The sequence below is a fragment of the Vibrio sp. YT-17 genome, assembly GCF_033337375.1.
Classification (GTDB): Bacteria; Pseudomonadota; Gammaproteobacteria; order Enterobacterales; family Vibrionaceae; genus Vibrio; species Vibrio alginolyticus.
The window spans coordinates 79669-99394 of record NZ_JAWOQP010000015.1 but is presented as its reverse complement, the minus strand read 5'-3'; the positions used below and the strand labels follow the sequence as shown (position 1 = coordinate 99394).

Sequence of the window (19726 nt, the reverse complement as noted above, 5' to 3'; positions counted from 1 at the left end):
AGAGAGTGCAATGGATTTAGGTGATCGCGATCAATGTTTCATTTCGATCGTACAACACTCTTCAGATTAATTAGAACATTATAATAATTTAAAAAACCTTAGTTTGATTAGCCTAGCATCAGATTAGAATAGTAGGCCTATAATAAATAAAAAGGGAGTCACTCTCTGTGATTCCCTTTTATTATCGAGCGATAAAGCGCCGATGCGTTTCGATAACTAAAACGCAAACAATTCGCACTATTGCAGTTTCTCTATTCCCATATTGAACAGTGCAAAACTATAAATATCTGCATTTGTCTCAATTATTTTACGCGTTGGTGTGCCTGCACCATGTCCTGCATTGGTTTCGATGCGAATTAAGGTCGGATTTGACCCCGCTTGCTTCGATTGCAACTCAGCAGCAAATTTGTATGAGTGAGCAGGAACAACACGGTCATCATGATCACCGGTTGTAATCAATGTTGCTGGGTATTCCACCCCTGCTTTTACATTGTGCACCGGCGAATAACTTTTCAGATATTGGAACATCTCTTTACTTTGCTCTGCCGTGCCGTAGTCATACGCCCAACCAGCACCTGCGGTAAAAGTATGGTAACGCAGCATATCCAGTACGCCGACTGCTGGCAGCGCCACTTTAAACAGCTGTGGACGTTGCGTCATAACGGCCCCCACTAACAAGCCACCATTCGATCCACCGTTAATGGCTAACTTGTTTGATGACGTTACCTTTTCATCAATTAGGAATTCAGCCGCAGCAATAAAGTCATCAAACACATTTTGCTTTTGCATTTGAATGCCAGCGTTGTGCCACTCTTTACCATACTCCCCACCGCCACGAATGTTCGCTACCGCGTAAACACCACCAAGCTCCAACCAAGCCGCACGTGTCGGGCTAAAAGATGGTGTGAGGCTAATGTTGAAACCACCATAACCATATAGGATGGTTGGTGCACTGCCGTCCATCGGTGTCCCTTTTTTATAGGTGATGATCATCGGCACTTTTGTTCCGTCTTTTGAGGTGTAAAACACCTGGCGAGAGTCATACAAAGCTGGATCAAATGGCGCTTTAGATTTGTAGTACACCTCGCTATCACCATCTTTGATGTTCAGACGATACGTAGTGCTGGGCATCTTGTAGTTGGTGAAAGAATAGTAGACTTCGGTTTCATCTTTTTTACCCGAGAAACCGTATGCGCTGCCAATATCAGGCAATTTGATTTCTCGGATGAGTTTGCCGTTCATGTCGTATTGCTTCACCATCGAGATCGCATCAACAATATAGCTCGCAAACAAATTGCCACCCGCGGTAGAAACACGTAACACGTTCTTTGTTTCAGGAATCACATCTTTCCAGTTTTTGGGTTGCGGCTGACTCGCATCCACCGTCACGACGCGTTTGTTCGGCGCATTAAGGTTCGTAACCAAGTACAGTTTCGTGCCTTGGTTGTCTATCACCCAAGTATCAGAACTGGTGTTATCTAAAATGGTTTTAAGCGGGCTGTTTGGCTTACTCAGATCTTTAAAGAACAGTTTGTTACCCGATGTCGATACGCTGGCTGAGATAAACAAGTAGCGTTCATCATCCGACGTATAGCCGCCAACATAACGGTATTTCTCTTCCTCAAAGCCGCCAAAAATCAGCTGGTCTTCACTTTGTTTCGTTCCAAGTTTATGAAAGTAGAGCTTGTGTTGGTCTGTCTTCGCGGAAAGTTCACTCCCTTTTGGCTTGTCATAACTTGAGTAATAGAAACCTTGATTGCCGAGCCAACTGATGCCACTGAACTTAATATCCACCAGCGTTTCACCGACGGGCTTTTTGGTTTCTGTGTCTAACACAATGACTTTGCGCCAATCGCTACCGCCTTCCGAAATGCTGTATGCAACCAAAGATCCATCTCGTGAAAAGCTCACTCCCGCTAACGATGTGGTGCCATCTTCACTAAAAGTATTTGGATCGAGGAAAATTTCTGCTTCACCATCACCTAGCTGCCGATAAAGCACGTCTTGGTTTTGTAACCCGTCATTTTTGTAGAAGTAAGTGAACTTACCCTCTTTGAACGGCTGGCTTTGTTTTTCGTAATCCATGAGCTTAGTAATGCGCTCTTCAATCTGCTCGCGGTAAGGGATTTTCGCCAGATAATCAAACGTCACTGCATTTTGCGCCTTCACCCATTCTGCGGTTTCTGGGCTGAGATCGTCTTCCAACCAGCGATAAGGATCACTCACTTTTGTACCAAAGTAGTCATCGACAATATCCACTTTTTGTGTGGTTGGATACGTGATGGCTTTCGGGCTTACCTGTTCAACCGACGATTGCGCCGCTTCATTGGCATGCGCCACAGACAACACACTTCCGAGTGCGAGAGCTGTTGTGAGTGCTAGGGTGTTCTTTTTCATGAAATTCCTTTTTATTTTTCTGTTGTCTTTTTGTGCAATACATCAGAACTCTACTATATATCGACAAAATGAATCTAATTTCATTAAACGAGTTGTGAAAGCCATCCTAACTCCCTCATTTCCTTCCAGTTCTACAAACTAGTAAGTGGAAGTGTAGAACTTGGGAACAATACTGAAGAGCCACGATGGCGTTTACTCTCTTTCGTCTAAGTCAGCTCGATTTGGCGCAAAACCCCAGACTCAGAAGCGAAATCTTGGTCGTGACTAATCAGAACAAATCCACCTTTGTATACATTTAACGCCTGACTAAGCATTATTTTTGACTCGAGGTCGAGATGGTTATCTGGTTCATCAAGCAGCAGCAAAGGCTGAGAATTTTGGTGGCTGACTATCAGCATCGCGAGCTTCATCTTCTCGCCACCGCTCAGTAGGCGCCCCAATCGAAACACTGCATCTCGACGAAAACCGATCCCGGCCAATAAGGTCCTCGCTTCACTTTCCGTCATCTCTTGGCAGCTCTCCATTACGTTCTCAAGTAACGAAAGATTTGGATTCACTGCACCAAAATGTTGGTCGAGATAATACAAAGGCGTATTCACTTGCAACTCACCACTCTGCAACGATAACTCGCCAAGCAACGTCTTTAACAAGGTTGATTTTCCGCAGCCATTTCTCCCTTTGAGATGGACTTTGTCGTTCGCAAAAATCTGCAACGTGATAGGCGTAGAATTCCCAAAAGGTAATATACCTTCTTGTATCGACAACACTTTTCGCGAACGGTTCGGATTATCTGTAAGATAAAGCTTTTGCGCCTTGAGTTGCTCATGTCGCGATTGCAACGCCTGTTCTTTGGCTTGTAAATGCGCTTGTCTGAGTTGCTCATTCTTATTGCGATTTGAAGCGCTGGCGGTCGCGCTATCCTTTTTTCCATCAAGCAAAATTTTGGGCTGACTGCCGTCTTTGCGCAGTTTGTTCCCTTGCGCGGCGCGTTGGTCTGCTTTTTCACGATTTTTCTGGGCTTGCTCGGCTAACCGTTTTTTCTGTTTATCGACTTGCGCTAACTGCCTCTCGACCGCTTGCAGTTCAGTGCGTTTTTTCTCGGCGTACACATCGTAATTTCCACCAAAAGCCTGTAAACCTAGGCCCGATAGCTCCCAAATTTCCTCCATCTCTCGCAGCAGCTCACGATCGTGACTGATGAGTAAAATCGCACCGCTGAAATGCGTCATAGACTCTATCAGCCATTGTTTCGCCTCGGTATCGAGGTGATTGGATGGCTCATCGAGAATCAAAAGATCCGTTTCGTTTTCAAATAACTGCCATAACTGCAAACGCGCCAACTGACCACCACTGAGCCGAGCACAAGAGAAATCAGGGTCTTGCGGCAAGCCCATCGCAGCAAGCTGCTGTTTGAGTTTCAGTTCAATATCCCACTGTTCGCCAACCAGTTCGAACCAATGCTCAGAAACATCACCTTGTTCAATCTGCTTCAAAGCATGTAAGGCCGAGTCTGTTCCCAGAAATTGGGCGATCGATTGCTGACCTGAAAGCAGATCAGACGGCTGCTGGCGATACATCATGAAAGAAGAGGGAGCAGTCACAACACCGCTGGCAGGCTGAATTTCTCCCGCTAAAATGGAAGTCAAAAGCGACTTGCCGATGCCATTGCGCCCAACCAAACCAACACGTCGTTTAGTCATGGAACAAGAAATAGACTGGAATAGCGTATCGCCATTATCAAACTGATGGCTAACATTAAAAGCTTGTAAAACTGGCATAATTTGCCTCCTGTATGACAGGGACAACAGCCGTAGCTATGATTTGAAATGGCAACAAAACGCGTGCACAAACGCATTAAGCTCTATGTAAAGCTCGACGATATACGTCAAATCAAAAAGTCGTCTTGTTGCAAAGAAATATCGGAAAGTGAGCTACGCCTACTAACCCTGCAGATCCAAAAAATAAGTAAAAATATGGATGACAGGTTTAGTTCTTCATGTTGGCGTAATCTCCTAGAGAAATGATGCACAGAGTGTAGCCGCTTTTTTGTTCAAAAAGCAAGCTTTCTAACCAAATGTGAACAAAAAGAAAGTTTCACAGTAAGTTGTTATATCACATTAACTTTTTAACAAGTCTTTGAACAATTTCGAGATCTTAGCAACACAATTTTTATCCAAGCCATACTATGCTTAGGGTAAAGATAATCCACATAAGGGCGTGGTTATGAAATACAAACATATCCTTGTTGCACTCGAACTGTCAGATGAAAGCACCGTGCTTATCGACAGAGCGGTATCAATGGCAAACTATCTCGACTCCGATATCTCCTTTATTCATATTGATGGTACGCACGGAGAAATCTATCGTGAGCTTGTAGACATTAAAGAAAACCCGGATCAAAGGCCATTGAATGAGCATTCAATGGAATGTTTAACAACATTTAGTGATTACATGGATTACCCACTTAAACATTTCTTCGTAGGTACTGGCGACTTGGCTGATAAATTAGAGGTCACCATTAAAGAGCAAGAAGTGGATCTTCTGATTTGTGGCCACCACCAAGATTTCTGGAGCAAGATTATTTCTTACTCGAGACACTTAATTAACAAGTCACCGGTGGATATTCTAGTCGTCCCTATTCATGATTAGTAAAACGTAACGCTTCCCAAAACCACCAATTTATTTGGTGGTTTTTTATTGATATTGAAACAGCTTAAACAGTTTTCCAAACTAGCTTGGCGATCATTTATGAGTTACATTTTCTAACCAACCCGCGCTCCTACTGGGCATGGTTATTTAGATAGCAAGGATCCCTATGGCAAATAAAAAAGTACTCATTCTCTTTGCTCATCCTTCCCAGCATCGTTCAGAAGTGAATACTCCACTTTTCAAAGAAGCTCAAAAAATTGAAGGCGTGACATGTGTTGATCTCTATGGCGAATACCCTCGTTTCGATATTAATATCGACCGTGAGCAGCAACGCTTACGTGAGCATGACGTGGTGATTTTCCAATTTCCACTATATTGGTATTCAACGCCTGCGATTTTAAAAGAGTGGCAAGATCTGGTTTTGGAATATGGCTTTGCTTACGGTACAGATGGCACAGCACTGCAAGATAAGACCATGCTTTGTGTGCTGTCTGCAGGGGGTAAAGAAGAAGCTTATAAGGCAGAGGGCTACAACCACTTTACGATTCGTCAACTGCTTGCGCCTATTGAACAAATGTCCGCACTGACCGGCATGAACTACATTGCCCCTCTCGCGATGTTTGGCGCACGTACAGCAGATGAAGAAGGGCGAATCCCTCGTCATGTCGAGCGGTACAAGAGCCTGCTAACAGCTTTAGTCGAAGATAGGTTGGATGTTGAAGCTGCGGCGTCATTAATCAAGCTTAACAGCGCATTGCCAGAGCTCATTAAGGAGGCTTCATGACAGGGATATTCTTACAAGCCTTCGTATATTTGATTGCTGCTGTAATTGCAGTCCCACTTGCTAAGCGTTTGGGACTTGGGTCCGTTTTAGGCTATCTCATCGCAGGTGTGGTCATTGGCCCAATTATCGGTTTAGTCGGTGAAGAAACAACGACAATACAGCACTTTGCCGAGTTTGGCGTGGTGATGATGCTGTTTCTCGTTGGCTTAGAGCTCGAACCCAAAATGTTGTGGGCGATGCGCAATCGCTTAATGGGCTTAGGAGGTCTGCAAGTCGGCGGTACCGTCGCGGCGATTATGGGTATTGCCTTATACTTTGACCAGCCTTGGACCATAGCCTTAGCCATAGGTTTGATCTTCGCTCTCTCTTCTACTGCGATTGTTTTGCAAACTTTTAGCGAAAAAGGATTAACGAAGACGGAAGGTGGACAAAACGCTTTCTCCGTGTTGCTTTTTCAAGATATTGCAGTGATACCAATGTTGGCGTTCATTCCCCTATTGGCCTTACCTGAATTAATTGAACAGGCACAGTCCGCAGCACAAACAGCCGCAGCGCACCATGAAGAATTAAGCCTCGTTGCGGGGTTGCCAGGCTGGGCATACGGCATCGTAATCACAGCATCGATAGCAATCGTCGTCGTTGGTGGACACTTTTTAAGTCGACCGCTGCTCAATTATGTGGCTAGCTCTGGTTTGCGAGAAATCTTTACCGCAACTGCACTCATGCTGGTCATTGGTATCGCTGCGCTGATGAGTTTAGTGGGCTTATCTCCTGCCCTAGGAACCTTCTTGGCTGGCGTTGTATTGGCAAACAGTGAATTCCGCCACGAATTAGAGTCCAACATCGAACCATTTAAAGGCTTATTGCTGGGTCTTTTCTTTATTACCGTTGGCGCAGGGATCAACTTCTCGGTTCTATTTGGTGATTTCTGGCTGATCATGGCGCTGACCATTGGCGTGATGGTTTTGAAAGCCTTGGTGCTGTTTATTCTTGCACTGATATTTAGGGTGAAAGGCAGCAACCGCTGGCTGTTTACCCTAAGCTTGGCTCAAGCAGGTGAATTCGGCTTTGTGCTTCTAAGCTTTTCAGTGCAAAACCACGTCATCCCATTTGAACTCTCACAAACTCTTGCGTTAGTGGTTGCGATTTCGATGTTCCTGACACCAGGTTTGTTTATTCTGTTTGATAGAGTGATTCTGCCGCGCTTTGAAAGCCAGTCAAATGAACGCGAAAGCGATACGATTGAGGAAACAGGCACGGTGATCATCGCCGGCATCGGCCGCTTTGGACAAATAGTGAATCGCCTATTGGTATCAAACGGCGTGACTACCGTGGTACTTGACCATCAATCTGACCAAGTCGATAACATGCGCCAAATTGGCACTCGCGCCTATTTTGGCGACGCGACTCGACCAGATATGCTACATACAGCCGGCATTGAGCACGCCGCTGCTTTGGTTGTGGCGATTGATAACCAAGAATCGAGTGTAGAACTGGTGAAGTACGTTAAGCACACGTACCCAAAAGTAACAGTGATTGCACGTGCCTTTGACCGTGGACATGGCTATCTTTTGCGTCAAGCGGGGGCTGATATTATTGAATCAGAGACCTACCATTCTGCATTGGAGATGGGCGGTCACACAATGAAAGCCCTTGGCATTCACCCCTTCTTTGTTGAACAACAGAAGGCGACATATAAGCGTGTTGAAGCACGTAAGTCAGAAATACTTTACAAAGCTTGGGAGGATGATTCTGAAGGTGAACGCTATGACAACAATTTCCGACAACTGTTTATTCAGTTAGAGGAGAAAATGGCGGAAGAGATGCAAAAAGATCGTCATGACAAACTATCGCGGTCAGAACGTGGTTGGACACCGCCACCTAAAGGTTACGCCGATGACTTTAATGAAGATAACGTCCAAGAGCTAACACCACCAAGAGAAGAGCCTATCCAACGATAACGCACTCCATATTAAAAACCTCCCGCTTGGGAGGTTTTTATTTTTTCAGTACAGAGCCACACGCCGTGCAGGATAAAATGATCTTCTCGATATTACATAAGATCATTCATTAAAATCTCATACTCTTCGTTTGCTTCTTCCACTAAATGAGAAAGCTCTAACGCATCAGTAACTGCAAGATTGAACTGCCACGGAGTTGTGTCTTCTTTACCACAGATTCGAGTTTCACACCCACGACTCTCAAAAGACAAATCATCAAACTCTGTGGTGTGGCGCTCTTGAAGTTCAACAATCTCAACTTCTAATTTACCGACAGGATTGACTTTAACGTGGGCATGTAACTCCGAACTGTTAGACAAACAATAATCTCTATGAACCGCAATCATGGCCGCCTCCTTGGTCTGCCAACTGACAACTCAACATTGAGTGTAGACGAGGGATTTTGAACGTGGCGTGAAATAATAATGAAGATTGATCTGTCTCATTAGAACAGACAACTGTTGTCATGAAGGCATGAGCCAGTATGAATCTCATCTGATTTAAATTGTTCTGAGATCGTAATAGTTGGCATTTACTGAGACTTTCCCTATTATCGAAACAAAATTACTGTGGTCATTCTTTAGAGGTCAGTATGGAGCTTGAAGCCGTTGCTAAAGCACTAAAAGAGTTAGGGCATCCGACTCGTTTAAGTATTTACAAAGAAGTCGTCAAAGCGGGATACAAAGGTATCGCGGTAGGCGGCGTACAAGAAAAGCTTGGCATTCCAGCATCCACTCTCTCTCATCATATCTCGAGCCTTGCTTCAGCTGGTCTTCTCACCCAGCGCCGAGAGGGTAGAACCCTTTTTTGTGTTGCAGAATATCAGTGCTTAGATGACGTAATTGTTTTTTTAAAAGCAGAATGTTGCGTTAACGAGTGCTCATAAATTTCTAGCAAAAACGAGAGAGTTTGAGTTTATATTGAATTTCAGCAGAACGTGAATGACGATGATAAACATACACACCGAAATTGCTAACCTCGGTGTGTACATCTTCTAGTTCGCGACGAGTAACATCGACGACTTAGATGGTACGATTAACTTACCGTCACTTGGAATGATTTGTTCTGTCATCAAATCAACCCAATCACCATCGATTTTTAATGTCAAAGACTGTTGACGCTGTGATTTATTAAGCACCACAATACCTTTGTCACCTCGCTTAAGTACGAGCATGTCATCGTTACCTTCAAGAACACTCATCGGCTCGCCATGCGTCATATTATGGAACTGGATCATTTTTGCCATTCTCGGATCGCTCCATGCACCCTGCCATCTTGGCTGACCATTTTTACCTTTAATACCGCTAGTGTTTAAGTCGGTATAAATCAACGGCACACCACCATCTCGGCCTAGAATATAGGCATAAGCTAACCATTCGTTTTCCTCGTCCATGATGAGCTCAAGAAAGACATCATTGTTAGGAATATCATGTGTGATAGCAAATGTAATCGCACGACCGGGGGACAGAGCCTGACCAAAACAATAGGGATCAATCAGAGACTTGAAGCTACCCTTTTTAGCAAACGCCTTAAACATGGTTGAGAACAAAGGGAAATCGTACGCACCTAGGCGAGTTTCCTGTAGATACGGCTCAAGAAACAGCTGATACTCTTCTTCCGTCGCACCGCCATCGGTAATAATTTCGCCAAATATGTGCACATCCCGCGTGATGTCGTCTGTCCAAACACGCTTAAGATGCTCTAACGTCATGTGTTTCGCAGCGTCAATACGAAAACCTTTCACACCAATAGCTTTCAGCGCCGTTAGGTACGCTCGCTGCTGTTCAACGACATGGTCACAAACACGAAGAGTTGGCAAGCCAGGGTCGGTTGGCCCACCTGTGATACGTCCGTTTTGAACCTGCCACTTATCTTTCCAGTCTTTGATGCCGAATGCTTCAACAAAGTCCTCTTCATCAAAAAGTGGTTGAGATAGATCGCCAAACAACGCTAGCGACTGATATTTCTGTTTGTTGTTCTGGTATTCCTCCAAGACCTCTTGTCTTGGGTACTGAAGGTCTCTGCGAAGGTGGGCCTCATTTGCCATATGGTTAAACACTACGTCGGCATAAACCCACACACCAACTTGCTCCAGTTCACGAACCATATGAATAAAATCTTTGGTATCACCCAAGGCATTATCGATAACACGATAATCCTGTGGTTGATAACGCTGCCACCAGCGCTCATCGTGTGCGCTTTTCATTGGTGGCGAAACCAACACAGAGCCATAACCAAGCTCGCGGATTTCTTTTGCTCGTTGGGCAATGTCAGCATACTTCCAATCAAACGCATGTAAGATAACGTTTGCACCGAATGATTGTGTTTCCTGTGAGCCACTCATGTTGTTCTCCTGCTCGTTTCCACTCACGATTACTTGTTTGCATTTTTTTGTGAGTGAATTCAATAATCGAAATTATAAAAGCTATTCATCAGAGGCACTCACCCTTTTAGCACTAACTCAAGGCTGAAATCGAAGGCGTAGCGACTCATCCATTGCACAGCGATAAATCGTTCTGAGTGAATAACGGGCACACGACATACAACCCGAACAGACCAACACAAAACTAAGGCATTGTTTTGATTAACAAAAACTTAAATTCAAAAAGATAGAACATAAGACCTATGTACGCCCTAAAATAGGCCCAAAGGATAAAAATAGCCAAGCCAACCCGTTGAGTAATCAATTGTTAATAAAACGAAACTGGCAGATGGATCACGTTTGGCGCGTTTCAAAAATCCAGTAAATCACCATACCTAGCGTTAAAAGACTAAAGATTTCTGTTTGTATCTGTCCCGAAATGACTTCAAAATGCGAAACTTAGCTTATCTCTATGGGGTATGCTCTACCTTGGAGGATAATAATGAATATCAAAGAATTTTCTGACCTCGTCGGGCTATCTGCTCATACACTTCGATACTATGAAAAAATCGGTTTACTTAAACATGTCCATAGAAACGCGAGTGGACATCGAATGTATAGTTCGAAAGATCTAAACTGGATAAGCTTTGTTAAGCGTTTAAAAGAAACTGCAATGCCACTTGAAGAGATTCTAGAGTATGCCAAATTAAGGGAAGTCGGCTCTCAATCTGTACCACAACGTCAAGCCCTGTTAGAACGCCACCAAGAAAACCTCAAACGCCACATTGAACAACAGAAAAAGCACTTATCGGCTCTAGAAGAAAAAATTGCCTTGTATAAAAGCGGAAAAGTTCGTTGACTTAGAGTTAACTCTAACGATTAAGGTGTGTTTACGTTTATTCACTAGGAACATACCGATGGAACAATCACGCTTTAACAAAGGATTAGAACTACTCTCTCAAATTGATGGCGACGCTGGTCATAATGTCATCGAAAGCTTACAAGATATTTGTCCAGATTTAGCTCAGTACACCATTGAGTATCCGTTTGGCGATATTTATGCTCGCCCGGGCTTAGACCTAAAATCGAGAGAAATCGCAACCGTCGCCGCGCTAACGGCAATGGGGAATTGCGCGCCGCAACTAAAAGTGCACTTAAATGCAGCGCTGAATGTAGGCTGTAGCGAGGATGAGATTAAAGAGATCATTTTGCAGATGTCCGTCTACGCAGGGTTTCCCGCGGCATTAAACGGCATGTTTGCATTCAAAGAAGTGCTAGCGGAAAGAGCAGAGCAATAACGACGTTGAAATCAATTTAACCGCAATTAAAAACGGCCCTTGGGGTTCGGGCCGTGATTAAAACAACGAGTGAATTAGCGCTCAGGAGTTTCAAGCAGTTTAACCGCGCAATCTACCGCGTTGTTAATGCCTTGACTGCTCTCCAACTTGCCTGAACTTGCAGGACCAAGGGCACAAGAATACAAAGCCAGCTGCTTATCGAACGGCAGATCCAACTGTTCATAGAGATTTTGTCGGATTCTTGCATGTTGTTCTGGTTCTTGGTTAGCAAGGCTAATCAACGTTTCATAAATAAGCGTTTTCATGTCTTTCCCTTTTCACTTTATTGCACGGGGTGCATATATATTGTATCCATTTGGGAAACACAAATCAGAAGCTAGGTCACAGAACGCGTCGCTAAAAAAGTTTATGTGCGCGGTAAATTGCAATACAAACCTAAAGCCGTTTAGAAAAAGGGCAACTGATAACTCGATAGATCAGCCGATTAACTAGCATTCGCCGCTGTTTGTTTATAATCGTGTCCGATATAAACAAAAACGTCGCTGTATCAGCGACGTTTTATCTCGACTTTAGTTAATCGAACCTGTTTAGTTGAAGTGCACTAGCATTTCAACGTCATCGCCTTGCTCTGGAGCCTGAAGAGCGAAGTGCACGTACCCTGCTTCAGTAACAGGAATCGCAAGGTATTCATTGCTGCCTGCATAGTTGGACGCATACTCGTGCTGCTCTACTGTAGGCCAATGCTCCCTACTCGCGTATAGATCGACATTACCAGTTTGAGAGTGAGCCGTTAGCCATACACGAACCTCTTCTACACCTTCAGGCACATGAACTGCTGCATAACGCTGCTTGTGAACGGTAAGCATTTTGGCTTCACCAGACTCTAGTACCACAGGTGCTAAATCATCTTGCACTTGGGTTGGCGGTGTTTGCGCTTCCACTTCTAACGCAGCCACAAGATTTACTGAGTCATAGCTATCACGTCCAGTTAAGCTGATGTAGTAACGACCCGCTTTAACGTAACCATCTTGCTCTGGTTCAAACACAATCTCTTCATTGCTGCCATCAGCATATTGACTCATTTCGAAATCATAGTAATGCGCGACTTTGTTGTAGCTCATGTAAAGATCCGCATCACCCGCACCCTCAATAGATACATTGAAGTTAACGGTGTTGGCTGGAACATCAACGTAGAACAGTTTTTCGCTGTATGCTTCGCCACTGAGCTGAAGGCTTTGGTTCGCCGTCAATTCAGTCACTTGTGCTTCAGGGCTTGTTGGTTCTGTTGGCTCTTCTGGGTCTGTATCAGGTTGCTCAGGTTCCACTTTTAATGTGTCCAACCAACGTTCAAACTCAGCATCGTATTGTTGACCTAAAGACGTCACCTGCTGTGCCCATTGTTCGAACTGGCCAGAGCGCGACAATGCCAACAAGCTTTCGACGTCTTGTGGATGATTTTCTAACATGAATCGAACAGCTAGATAACCCCAACGATAGATACGATTGGTATCGTGAGAGTACGTGGTATCAAACACAGTGGAAAGGCTCAGTTTACCATCTGCAATCAGCTCAATCGCAGCTTGGTAACCTTGCTTGTAATGCATGTATTCAGCAAAACCTTCTAGCCACCAAACAATATGACCATGAGCCAAGTTATCGCTGAACGAACCGTATTGGTTAAATCGTGCATCTAAATAGTGCGTGTATTCATGTTCTAGGTTCAAGATAGAGAGATCTTCACCATTCGCGTAGCGATAAGCGACGAAACGCGCAGTATTGTCCGCTTTTGAAGGGTCACCTTCTAGGTACTGACCACCGTTGTCCGTTGTATTACCAAATAGGAATGAAGAGTAATCAACGTAACTAGTGTTACTCGCGAATACCGCCACTTCAACACGATCATTCAAATCATCAGCGACAGGTTGATTACCCGTATTCGCAACTCGATGGAAGTCGGCTTCTTTTGCCGCTAGCACTTCACACGCTTTCGCTGCTTGAGCATCGGTCAGATCCTCAGAGCGAATAATGGCAGGTCCCTGACATTCAAAACGATTTGGCATTACACGTGCAGCTAAATCTTGCTTGGCTTGCTCAATATTCAGACCATTTAGGCCTTCTGGTGCGTAGTAGCTCATCATTTCAACGGCAGCAAGCCATAGTTTGTCATGCTCACTACCCAGTGGATAACGCTGCATCACCTGTTGCATTACTGCCAATGCTTTGCGTTTGGTCTCCTGATCTGGGCTCGCGAGCAAACGACCAGTTTCACGTAATGCATTGAAAACGATAAAGCTTGCATCCGTATCTAATGCCCAAGCATTATCAGATGCGAATTTCACCAACGTATCAATATGGTGTGTATTGTTTGCCATGTATCGGTAGAACGCATCGTTCGCCGCATGGCCTGCCATAGAGCGGAACAAGTTGTTTAAACCATCGACCCATTGCGTGTCCTGCGCGGTTTCACGATTAAAGTGCATCAACGCGGCCATCATGCTATCCATGGTCAGCGGCAACTGCTTAACGTTATCAACCATCAAAGTCAGGCTCTTCATTGCACCAACTTGTTCACGACCTTGATCCAAAGCATGAGGGTTGTTTAGGAATAGGTTCGTCGACTGAGCAAAACGCTGACTCAACGCTTGCGAAAACTCAGGTGTACCAGTACCAGCGTTGTAGCGAACGTAGTAGGCCGCTCGAATAAATTCGCCTAGGTTCTCTAGAATACGAGCTTGATCTGCTTCACCACGATAGCGAGCGATTTCTTGATCCAGCGCGACTTGGATACGGCTTAGGCTCGCTTCACTATAGATATCATTCAGCGTTTCTGAAGGTGCTGAAAACCAAGCGTGGTAGCAATCATACTCAGCACCAGAAACGGCAGTAGCCAGATCTCGCGATTGTTGTAAATCAGCAACAGCACACTGATTTTGTGCAAAAGAGAAGCCAGACACACTCGCTAGCATACAAGCAAGCGCCAAACGATGGCGCGGGAAAAAACGGATATGAGACATAACAACACTCATTGATTATTAACATACATTGAGTGGGGGTTTATATTCTTTACAGCTCAAACAGTGAAATCAGTGTCATAAAATTTATGAAACCGCTCCCAAAAATAGGTCTTTTACTCTAATTAAATGGGAGCAGTCCCACTCCAAAAAAACTCACAATTATCAATAAAAACATTAATTTACCTTTTTCTAAATAACGACTTTATGAGGAAAATTGCCCTTAAACGCCCCCCTTAACTCTTCCAGATAGAGTTCACGACAATCAAAGGTTCTAAATTAAATTTTGATGCTTGATACCATCTATTTTTATTTGTGACTCATTCCCAATAAGTCATAGAGTGCATATCAAAAGGTTGGCATTAATGGTAAATTCTCCGCCAAATCAAACACATTTACTCCTCCAGTCATTGATGAGTGAATAAAGCAGATATTTGGCTAGGGATAATACATGTCACTTTGGGGATTTTGGGGAGCGGGGATTGCCTACTTCATGACAACGTTTGCCTTTGTTTTTGGCGGCATTTTTTGGTTATGTTCTGAAGGTAATACATTAAGAGAAACAAAGCGCCAATCATCAATAATGTCCGGGGTTATTGCTTGTACTATTGGAACTTGGGTGCTTGCTTTTGGTGTTTACGTTTACGGTTACTTTTGGGATAACTCTTCTCACTATTATTTTTATTTGCTCGCTCCATGGGGACTTGCCATTTTTGGGGTAAAACTTCGTAACCGCTGGGTTAAGCAATACGCGCGTGTAAAACACGCAAAAGAAGAACAGTGGCAAAAGCGCTGGCGAGAATTATTAGGGGAAGATACTGAAGAGCTTCCACCATATACACATGATTACGAGCTCTACTCGGGCATTTGGCAAGCCAATGAAGCGCTCCAAGAACAGTGTTTTGCAGCCCTTCCTCACGGGAAAGCAGTCTACGAGAGAGTGAAAGACTTCCAAACGATGGCCTCCCCCGCTGGTGACATAAACAATCAAGTTTTGCTGAGTAAACTCGATCAACTAGAGGATGAAATCATTCAAGTTCTTGAGCAACACTCGCAAAAGAAAGTAAGCATTGAAACTGGCGCAGGTACTTTACACAAAGAGTCAAAACGCAATGTTTATCACCATGAGAATGGCCCAACAGAAGAGCAACTGTACGACTCAATCAACCTCCAACATGATTTGGATCGAGAGCTACGCAACATTATCTATGATCGGCTCGGTTACGATGGCGAAGATGAGTACTTTTTCCTCCAAGCGCCACTCGAAGAGCTTACCGAGAATGAAACCGCAATCAACTGGATGCTCTGGGGGTTAGTAAGCGACCATTTTGCTGTTGACCCATACCAAACGGCGTTGGATCTCAGCCTAATGAATGCGGAACCAAGATGGGGGCAAAATGAACGGTTTGTAATGATTACGGCTCAATAAACGCAAGTACTAAGTCTAACTTTAATACAACCTATTCTGAGACCACCCTCGCGTTGGTTAACTTAGCCAGTAAGCGGCCAACGCGATCGCGCATTTCACGTCTATCGACAATCATATCTAGCGCACCATGCGCTAGTAAAAATTCACTTCGCTGAAACTCGTCTGGTAGCTTTTCACGTACCGTTTGCTCAATGACCCGTCTTCCCGCAAAGCCAATACTTGCTTTAGGTTCACCAATATTGATGTCTCCTAACATGGCTAAACTCGCCGAGACGCCACCATAAGTTTGGTCCGTCAATACTGAGATATAGGGTAATCTGTGCTCAGATAAGTGGTTTAACGCGGCGCTGGTTTTTGACATTTGCATGAGTGCCACCAAAGACTCTTGCATGCGCGCCCCTCCGCAAGCGGAAAAACATACTAACCCAGATTTTGTATTAATTGCGCTTTCAACTGCTCGGACAAACTTCTCGCCAACCACTGCGCCCATCGAGCCTGCCATGAAAGAGAATTCGAATGCACACGCAACAACAGGCAGCCCCAATAACTTGCCCTCCATCACCACCAACGCATCTTTTTCTCCAGTCGTTTTCTGTGCTAAAGCAATTCGCTCTTTATATCGCTTTAAGTCTTTAAAACCCAAAATATCTTGTGGCTCCAACTCACTTGCCAACTCTTGTTGTGTTCCATGGTCCAGAAAAGAGATCAACCTTTGACGCGCAGCCATTCTCATGTGATATGAGCATTTAGGGCATACTTCCAAATTTTCTTTTAACGCGGCACGATAAAGTATTTGTTCACACACAGGACACTTTGTCCAAACGCCCTCAGGGATAGACGCTTTGCGCGAACCTATTATATTTTTATTCTCAAATAACCGTTCTAACCAGCTCATAAATTCACCACTATTGATTACGTTCTAGCGCGATATCTCGTTGTTTGTTCGCTTAAACTTGTAAATAAAATTGTATGTAACTTAGTACAGAGATAAAGTGCGATATGCTGGCTTGATAATCCAATAAAGTGGGATAATGAAATGTTTGATAACGTTGACCAAATCTGGTTAAAAAGTTTTCACTGTGTTTATGAGAACAACAGCTTTAAGCGAGCCGCTGAGTGTTTGAACATACCAACATCAAATATCAGCCGACACATTGCCCTGCTTGAAGAAAAGTTAAACATTAGGTTGTTCAATAGAACAACAAGGCGAATGACGCCTACCGAGGCTGGAGAAGAGCTCTATAGCAGCACTCATCCGTTATTGGAGCAACTCAACGCCGCACTAGAAACGGTAACGCGCCACTCACACACGGTAACAGGGAAACTGCGAATTCTTATGCCAGACACACCTGTACTGGCCAAAGCGGTTGTCACCTTTTGCACGCAATACCCGTCAATCTCTTTGTCTTGCGATACAACGCTAAACCCTAAAGATGATGTTATTGACAGCTTTGATGTCATTTTGAGTTTTCATAGAGGGACTTTGTCAGACAGTAACTGGGTGGCGAGAGAGATAAAACGCTGGCCCAGTGCCATTTTAGCCGCGCCTCAACTAATTGAGAAATACGCCACCCCTTACAAAATTACGGATCTAAGTCATGTTCCCTGCATCACGACGCTTACCGCAGTAAATGGTGCACCATGGGTATTCAGAAACCCTGTTGGGGGCCATATTACTCAAACTGTGCAATCTTCATTCAAAGTAAACAGCGGTCATCTCGCCAGATATGGCGCGTTATCAGGGCTTGGATACGCAATATTGCCAATTGAGTCATGCCAAAATGAGATCAAAAATGGTGAGCTAGAAATCGTCACTCTAGAGTACGAACCTGAGGATTTAGTGCTTTACGCCTTTTACTCGTCTAGAAAACATGTAGCTAAGAAAATATCTATATTTGTTGAACATTTAAAGCAAAATGCGAAACTTAACGCTTAGCTAAGCTTTACTCAACTAATTTATCATATTTTGTTTTATCGTTTAGAAAGGACAGACACCGCTAAGCGATTTGAGACTCGATTTTTTCAAATAAAAAAGCCAGCAATTAACATTTACTGGCTTTTTATTAAAGAGGGTCAGTTGGCGTTTAGATTCTAAACGCTCCCACGTGACGATCGAGTGTTCGCGATAGCTCCGCGAGTTGTTGACTTGATTCTTCTAGTTGCTCACTCGCCGTTAGCGCACTTTTCACTGAGTGGCTGACGGTATCCATGTTCATATTAATTTCGTTTGCTACCGTTGATTGCTGTTCTGTTGCGGTTGCTACTTGAGTATTGATATCTGAAATAGTCGTCACTTGTGCAGCTATTGCTTCTAAAGCCTGTCGAGCTAACTCAGTTTCTGCCGTTCCTTCTTCAATAAGAGTCTTACTATTACTCATTGAATTCACCGCACTTTGAGCTTCAGTTTGTAGCTGGTGAATCATATTGTCAATTTCATCGGTAGAATGAGCCGTTTTAGTCGCTAGGTTGCGAACTTCATCAGCGACTACTGCAAAACCTCGGCCGGCATCACCAGCGCGTGCAGCTTCGATAGCCGCATTGAGAGCCAATAGATTGGTTTGCTCCGAAATACCTCTAATCACCTCTAGAATACTACCAATCGACTGAGTATTTTCAGCAAGACTCACGATAATGTTGGAAGTGCTGTTCATCTCGTTTTCAAGATTAGTCATCGCCGTTTTGGTTCTTTCTAGCGTCGTGTAGCCATCTTGCGCTTCATTACTTGCTGCACTCGCAGCATTTGCCGCTCCGGCAGCATTGGAGGCAATTTCATTGACCGTCGCAATCATTTCGTTCATGGATGTGACAACCAGCATGGTTTGCTCGTTCTGCTCTTGCCCTCTTGTGAGCGCTTGCTGAGATTGCCCACGCAAAGCGACAGCTGAACTATTAAGCTCCACACCAGTATTTACAACTTGTGTAATAATCTCATGTACTTTCCCAACAAAAACGTTGAAAGCAGAAGAAATTTGCGCGACTTCGTCATTACCTTTCGCTGGCAAACGAACGGTTAAGTCTCCGTCTCCTTTTGAGATGTCTTGTAGAGCGTCTTTAAGCGCAGAAAGCGGTCTCATCAGTTTATTTAGCAGAAGTGACAGAATCAAAACACACATAACGAAGATCGCCACCATAGAGATCAACTGGTAAGTAATAATTCCATTCGTCGCTTGGCTCACTTCGGTAATAGGAATACCAATATCAAAAGTACCGTATAACTGACCATCCACATAAATTGGTGCCATGATGTCAAACACCCATACTTTCTGGACATCGGCATACCACTTTGAGTACTGTTGAACACCTCTCGTCGCGCCTTCAACAGTATATTCATCGTTATAGGTTTTGTTCAGCTTGTGCTTATCACTGTGGGCTACTGCCGTTACGTTACGGTCAATTACAACGGCATAACTCACGTCTGAACGTTGTTTCAGCCCCTCAACAAGCGATTGTAAATCTTGCATTGGATTGGCTGAGTTCTCCAAAATATAACTCGCATTTCCCGCTAGAAACTCAGCTTGAACTTGGGATTTGTTTAAGATGATGTCATCGATTTTCTGACTCGAAATTAGGTACGTTGATGCCATACTCGCCACGACAGCAATACCAAACATGGCGCAGACTGCTAATAAGATGATTCTTTTCATTATAATTGTCTCAATACAATTCAATTGATGCTCATTAATCGAGCGCTAAGCCTTTCTTCTCCAAAACCAACCAAACTGCATTTTGGGTCTGTTTGGCAGAGCAAGACATAACTTTATAACTATGTATCTGCTTGGTTCCCGATTACTTTAGA

General features: G+C 44.1%; 16 protein-coding genes. 8 read left to right on the top strand and 8 right to left on the bottom strand.

Translation table 11 applies throughout. The features are described from left to right. Window positions 1-237 precede the first annotated feature (237 nt). Both R7F67_RS15590 and R7F67_RS15585 read right to left on the bottom strand, forming a co-directional pair. On the bottom strand, window positions 238-2397 hold the full coding sequence (locus tag R7F67_RS15590; protein ID WP_053303799.1) for a prolyl oligopeptidase family serine peptidase: 2160 nt from the start codon (window positions 2395-2397) through the stop codon (window positions 238-240). A gap of 206 nt (window positions 2398-2603) precedes the next feature. Next, a complete protein-coding gene (locus R7F67_RS15585) occupies window positions 2604-4175 on the bottom strand; it encodes an ATP-binding cassette domain-containing protein (protein ID WP_064376763.1) in 1572 nt (523 codons plus the stop codon). A gap of 445 nt (window positions 4176-4620) precedes the next feature. Here R7F67_RS15585 and R7F67_RS15580 point away from each other — a divergent pair, with 445 nt between their 5' ends. From R7F67_RS15580 to R7F67_RS15570, 3 genes are all read left to right on the top strand, one after another. Continuing rightward, complete coding sequence (locus R7F67_RS15580) at window positions 4621-5046, top strand: universal stress protein (protein WP_047101695.1); 426 nt, start codon at window positions 4621-4623, stop codon at window positions 5044-5046. A gap of 166 nt (window positions 5047-5212) precedes the next feature. Then, on the top strand, window positions 5213-5830 hold the full coding sequence (locus R7F67_RS15575; protein WP_047101696.1) for an NAD(P)H-dependent oxidoreductase: 618 nt from the start codon (window positions 5213-5215) through the stop codon (window positions 5828-5830). Further along, the gene (locus tag R7F67_RS15570; RefSeq protein ID WP_206958965.1) at window positions 5827-7791 is read left to right on the top strand and encodes a monovalent cation:proton antiporter-2 (CPA2) family protein; all 1965 of its coding nucleotides are present in this window, start codon (window positions 5827-5829) and stop codon (window positions 7789-7791) included. Before R7F67_RS15575 ends, R7F67_RS15570 begins: the two co-directional genes overlap by 4 nt. A 92-nt stretch (window positions 7792-7883) precedes the next feature. Here the strand turns inward: R7F67_RS15570 and R7F67_RS15565 are convergent, their stop codons facing one another. Further along, on the bottom strand, window positions 7884-8177 hold the full coding sequence (locus tag R7F67_RS15565) for a hypothetical protein (protein ID WP_005375389.1): 294 nt from the start codon (window positions 8175-8177) through the stop codon (window positions 7884-7886). Between the two features lie 245 nt (window positions 8178-8422). Here R7F67_RS15565 and R7F67_RS15560 point away from each other — a divergent pair, with 245 nt between their 5' ends. After that, a complete protein-coding gene (locus R7F67_RS15560) occupies window positions 8423-8716 on the top strand; it encodes an ArsR/SmtB family transcription factor (RefSeq protein ID WP_047101698.1) in 294 nt (97 codons plus the stop codon). Between the two features lie 108 nt (window positions 8717-8824). Here R7F67_RS15560 and R7F67_RS15555 read toward each other — a convergent pair whose 3' ends face one another. Beyond that, window positions 8825-10174, bottom strand: a complete 1350-nt coding sequence (locus tag R7F67_RS15555) for an alpha-amylase family protein (protein ID WP_047101701.1) — start codon at window positions 10172-10174, stop codon at window positions 8825-8827. 520 nt (window positions 10175-10694) lie between these two features. On the opposite strand from R7F67_RS15555, the gene R7F67_RS15550 reads away from it, so the two are divergent. Together R7F67_RS15550 and R7F67_RS15545 are read left to right on the top strand one after the other, a co-directional pair. Beyond that, complete coding sequence (locus R7F67_RS15550; protein ID WP_047101703.1) at window positions 10695-11051, top strand: MerR family transcriptional regulator; 357 nt, start codon at window positions 10695-10697, stop codon at window positions 11049-11051. A gap of 58 nt (window positions 11052-11109) precedes the next feature. Continuing rightward, entirely contained in the window at window positions 11110-11490 is a 381-nt protein-coding gene (locus R7F67_RS15545; RefSeq protein WP_054728771.1) for a carboxymuconolactone decarboxylase family protein, read from the top strand. Between the two features lie 74 nt (window positions 11491-11564). On the opposite strand, the gene R7F67_RS15540 is transcribed toward R7F67_RS15545, so the two are convergent. Both R7F67_RS15540 and R7F67_RS15535 read right to left on the bottom strand, forming a co-directional pair. Further along, window positions 11565-11795: a PAS factor family protein gene (locus R7F67_RS15540; protein WP_005375384.1), complete on the bottom strand. Its 231-nt coding sequence runs from the start codon at window positions 11793-11795 to the stop codon at window positions 11565-11567. Between the two features lie 282 nt (window positions 11796-12077). Then, a complete protein-coding gene (locus tag R7F67_RS15535) occupies window positions 12078-14504 on the bottom strand; it encodes a M9 family metallopeptidase (protein WP_054574450.1) in 2427 nt (808 codons plus the stop codon). A 448-nt stretch (window positions 14505-14952) separates the two neighbouring features. Here R7F67_RS15535 and R7F67_RS15530 point away from each other — a divergent pair, with 448 nt between their 5' ends. Then, window positions 14953-15930 (top strand): hypothetical protein, encoded by a 978-nt coding sequence (locus R7F67_RS15530; protein ID WP_318057263.1) that lies wholly within the window; start codon window positions 14953-14955, stop codon window positions 15928-15930. A 31-nt stretch (window positions 15931-15961) separates the two neighbouring features. Here R7F67_RS15530 and accD read toward each other — a convergent pair whose 3' ends face one another. After that, on the bottom strand, window positions 15962-16825 hold the full coding sequence (accD, locus tag R7F67_RS15525; RefSeq protein WP_053350528.1) for an acetyl-CoA carboxylase, carboxyltransferase subunit beta: 864 nt from the start codon (window positions 16823-16825) through the stop codon (window positions 15962-15964). Window positions 16826-16966: 141 nt separating this feature from the next. Between accD and R7F67_RS15520 the strand changes: the two genes are divergently transcribed. Continuing rightward, window positions 16967-17866, top strand: a complete 900-nt coding sequence (locus R7F67_RS15520) for a LysR family transcriptional regulator (RefSeq protein ID WP_053303804.1) — start codon at window positions 16967-16969, stop codon at window positions 17864-17866. Window positions 17867-18014: 148 nt separating this feature from the next. Here R7F67_RS15520 and R7F67_RS15515 read toward each other — a convergent pair whose 3' ends face one another. After that, the gene (locus tag R7F67_RS15515; RefSeq protein WP_017635256.1) at window positions 18015-19574 is read right to left on the bottom strand and encodes a methyl-accepting chemotaxis protein; all 1560 of its coding nucleotides are present in this window, start codon (window positions 19572-19574) and stop codon (window positions 18015-18017) included. Window positions 19575-19726: the final 152 nt, after the last annotated feature.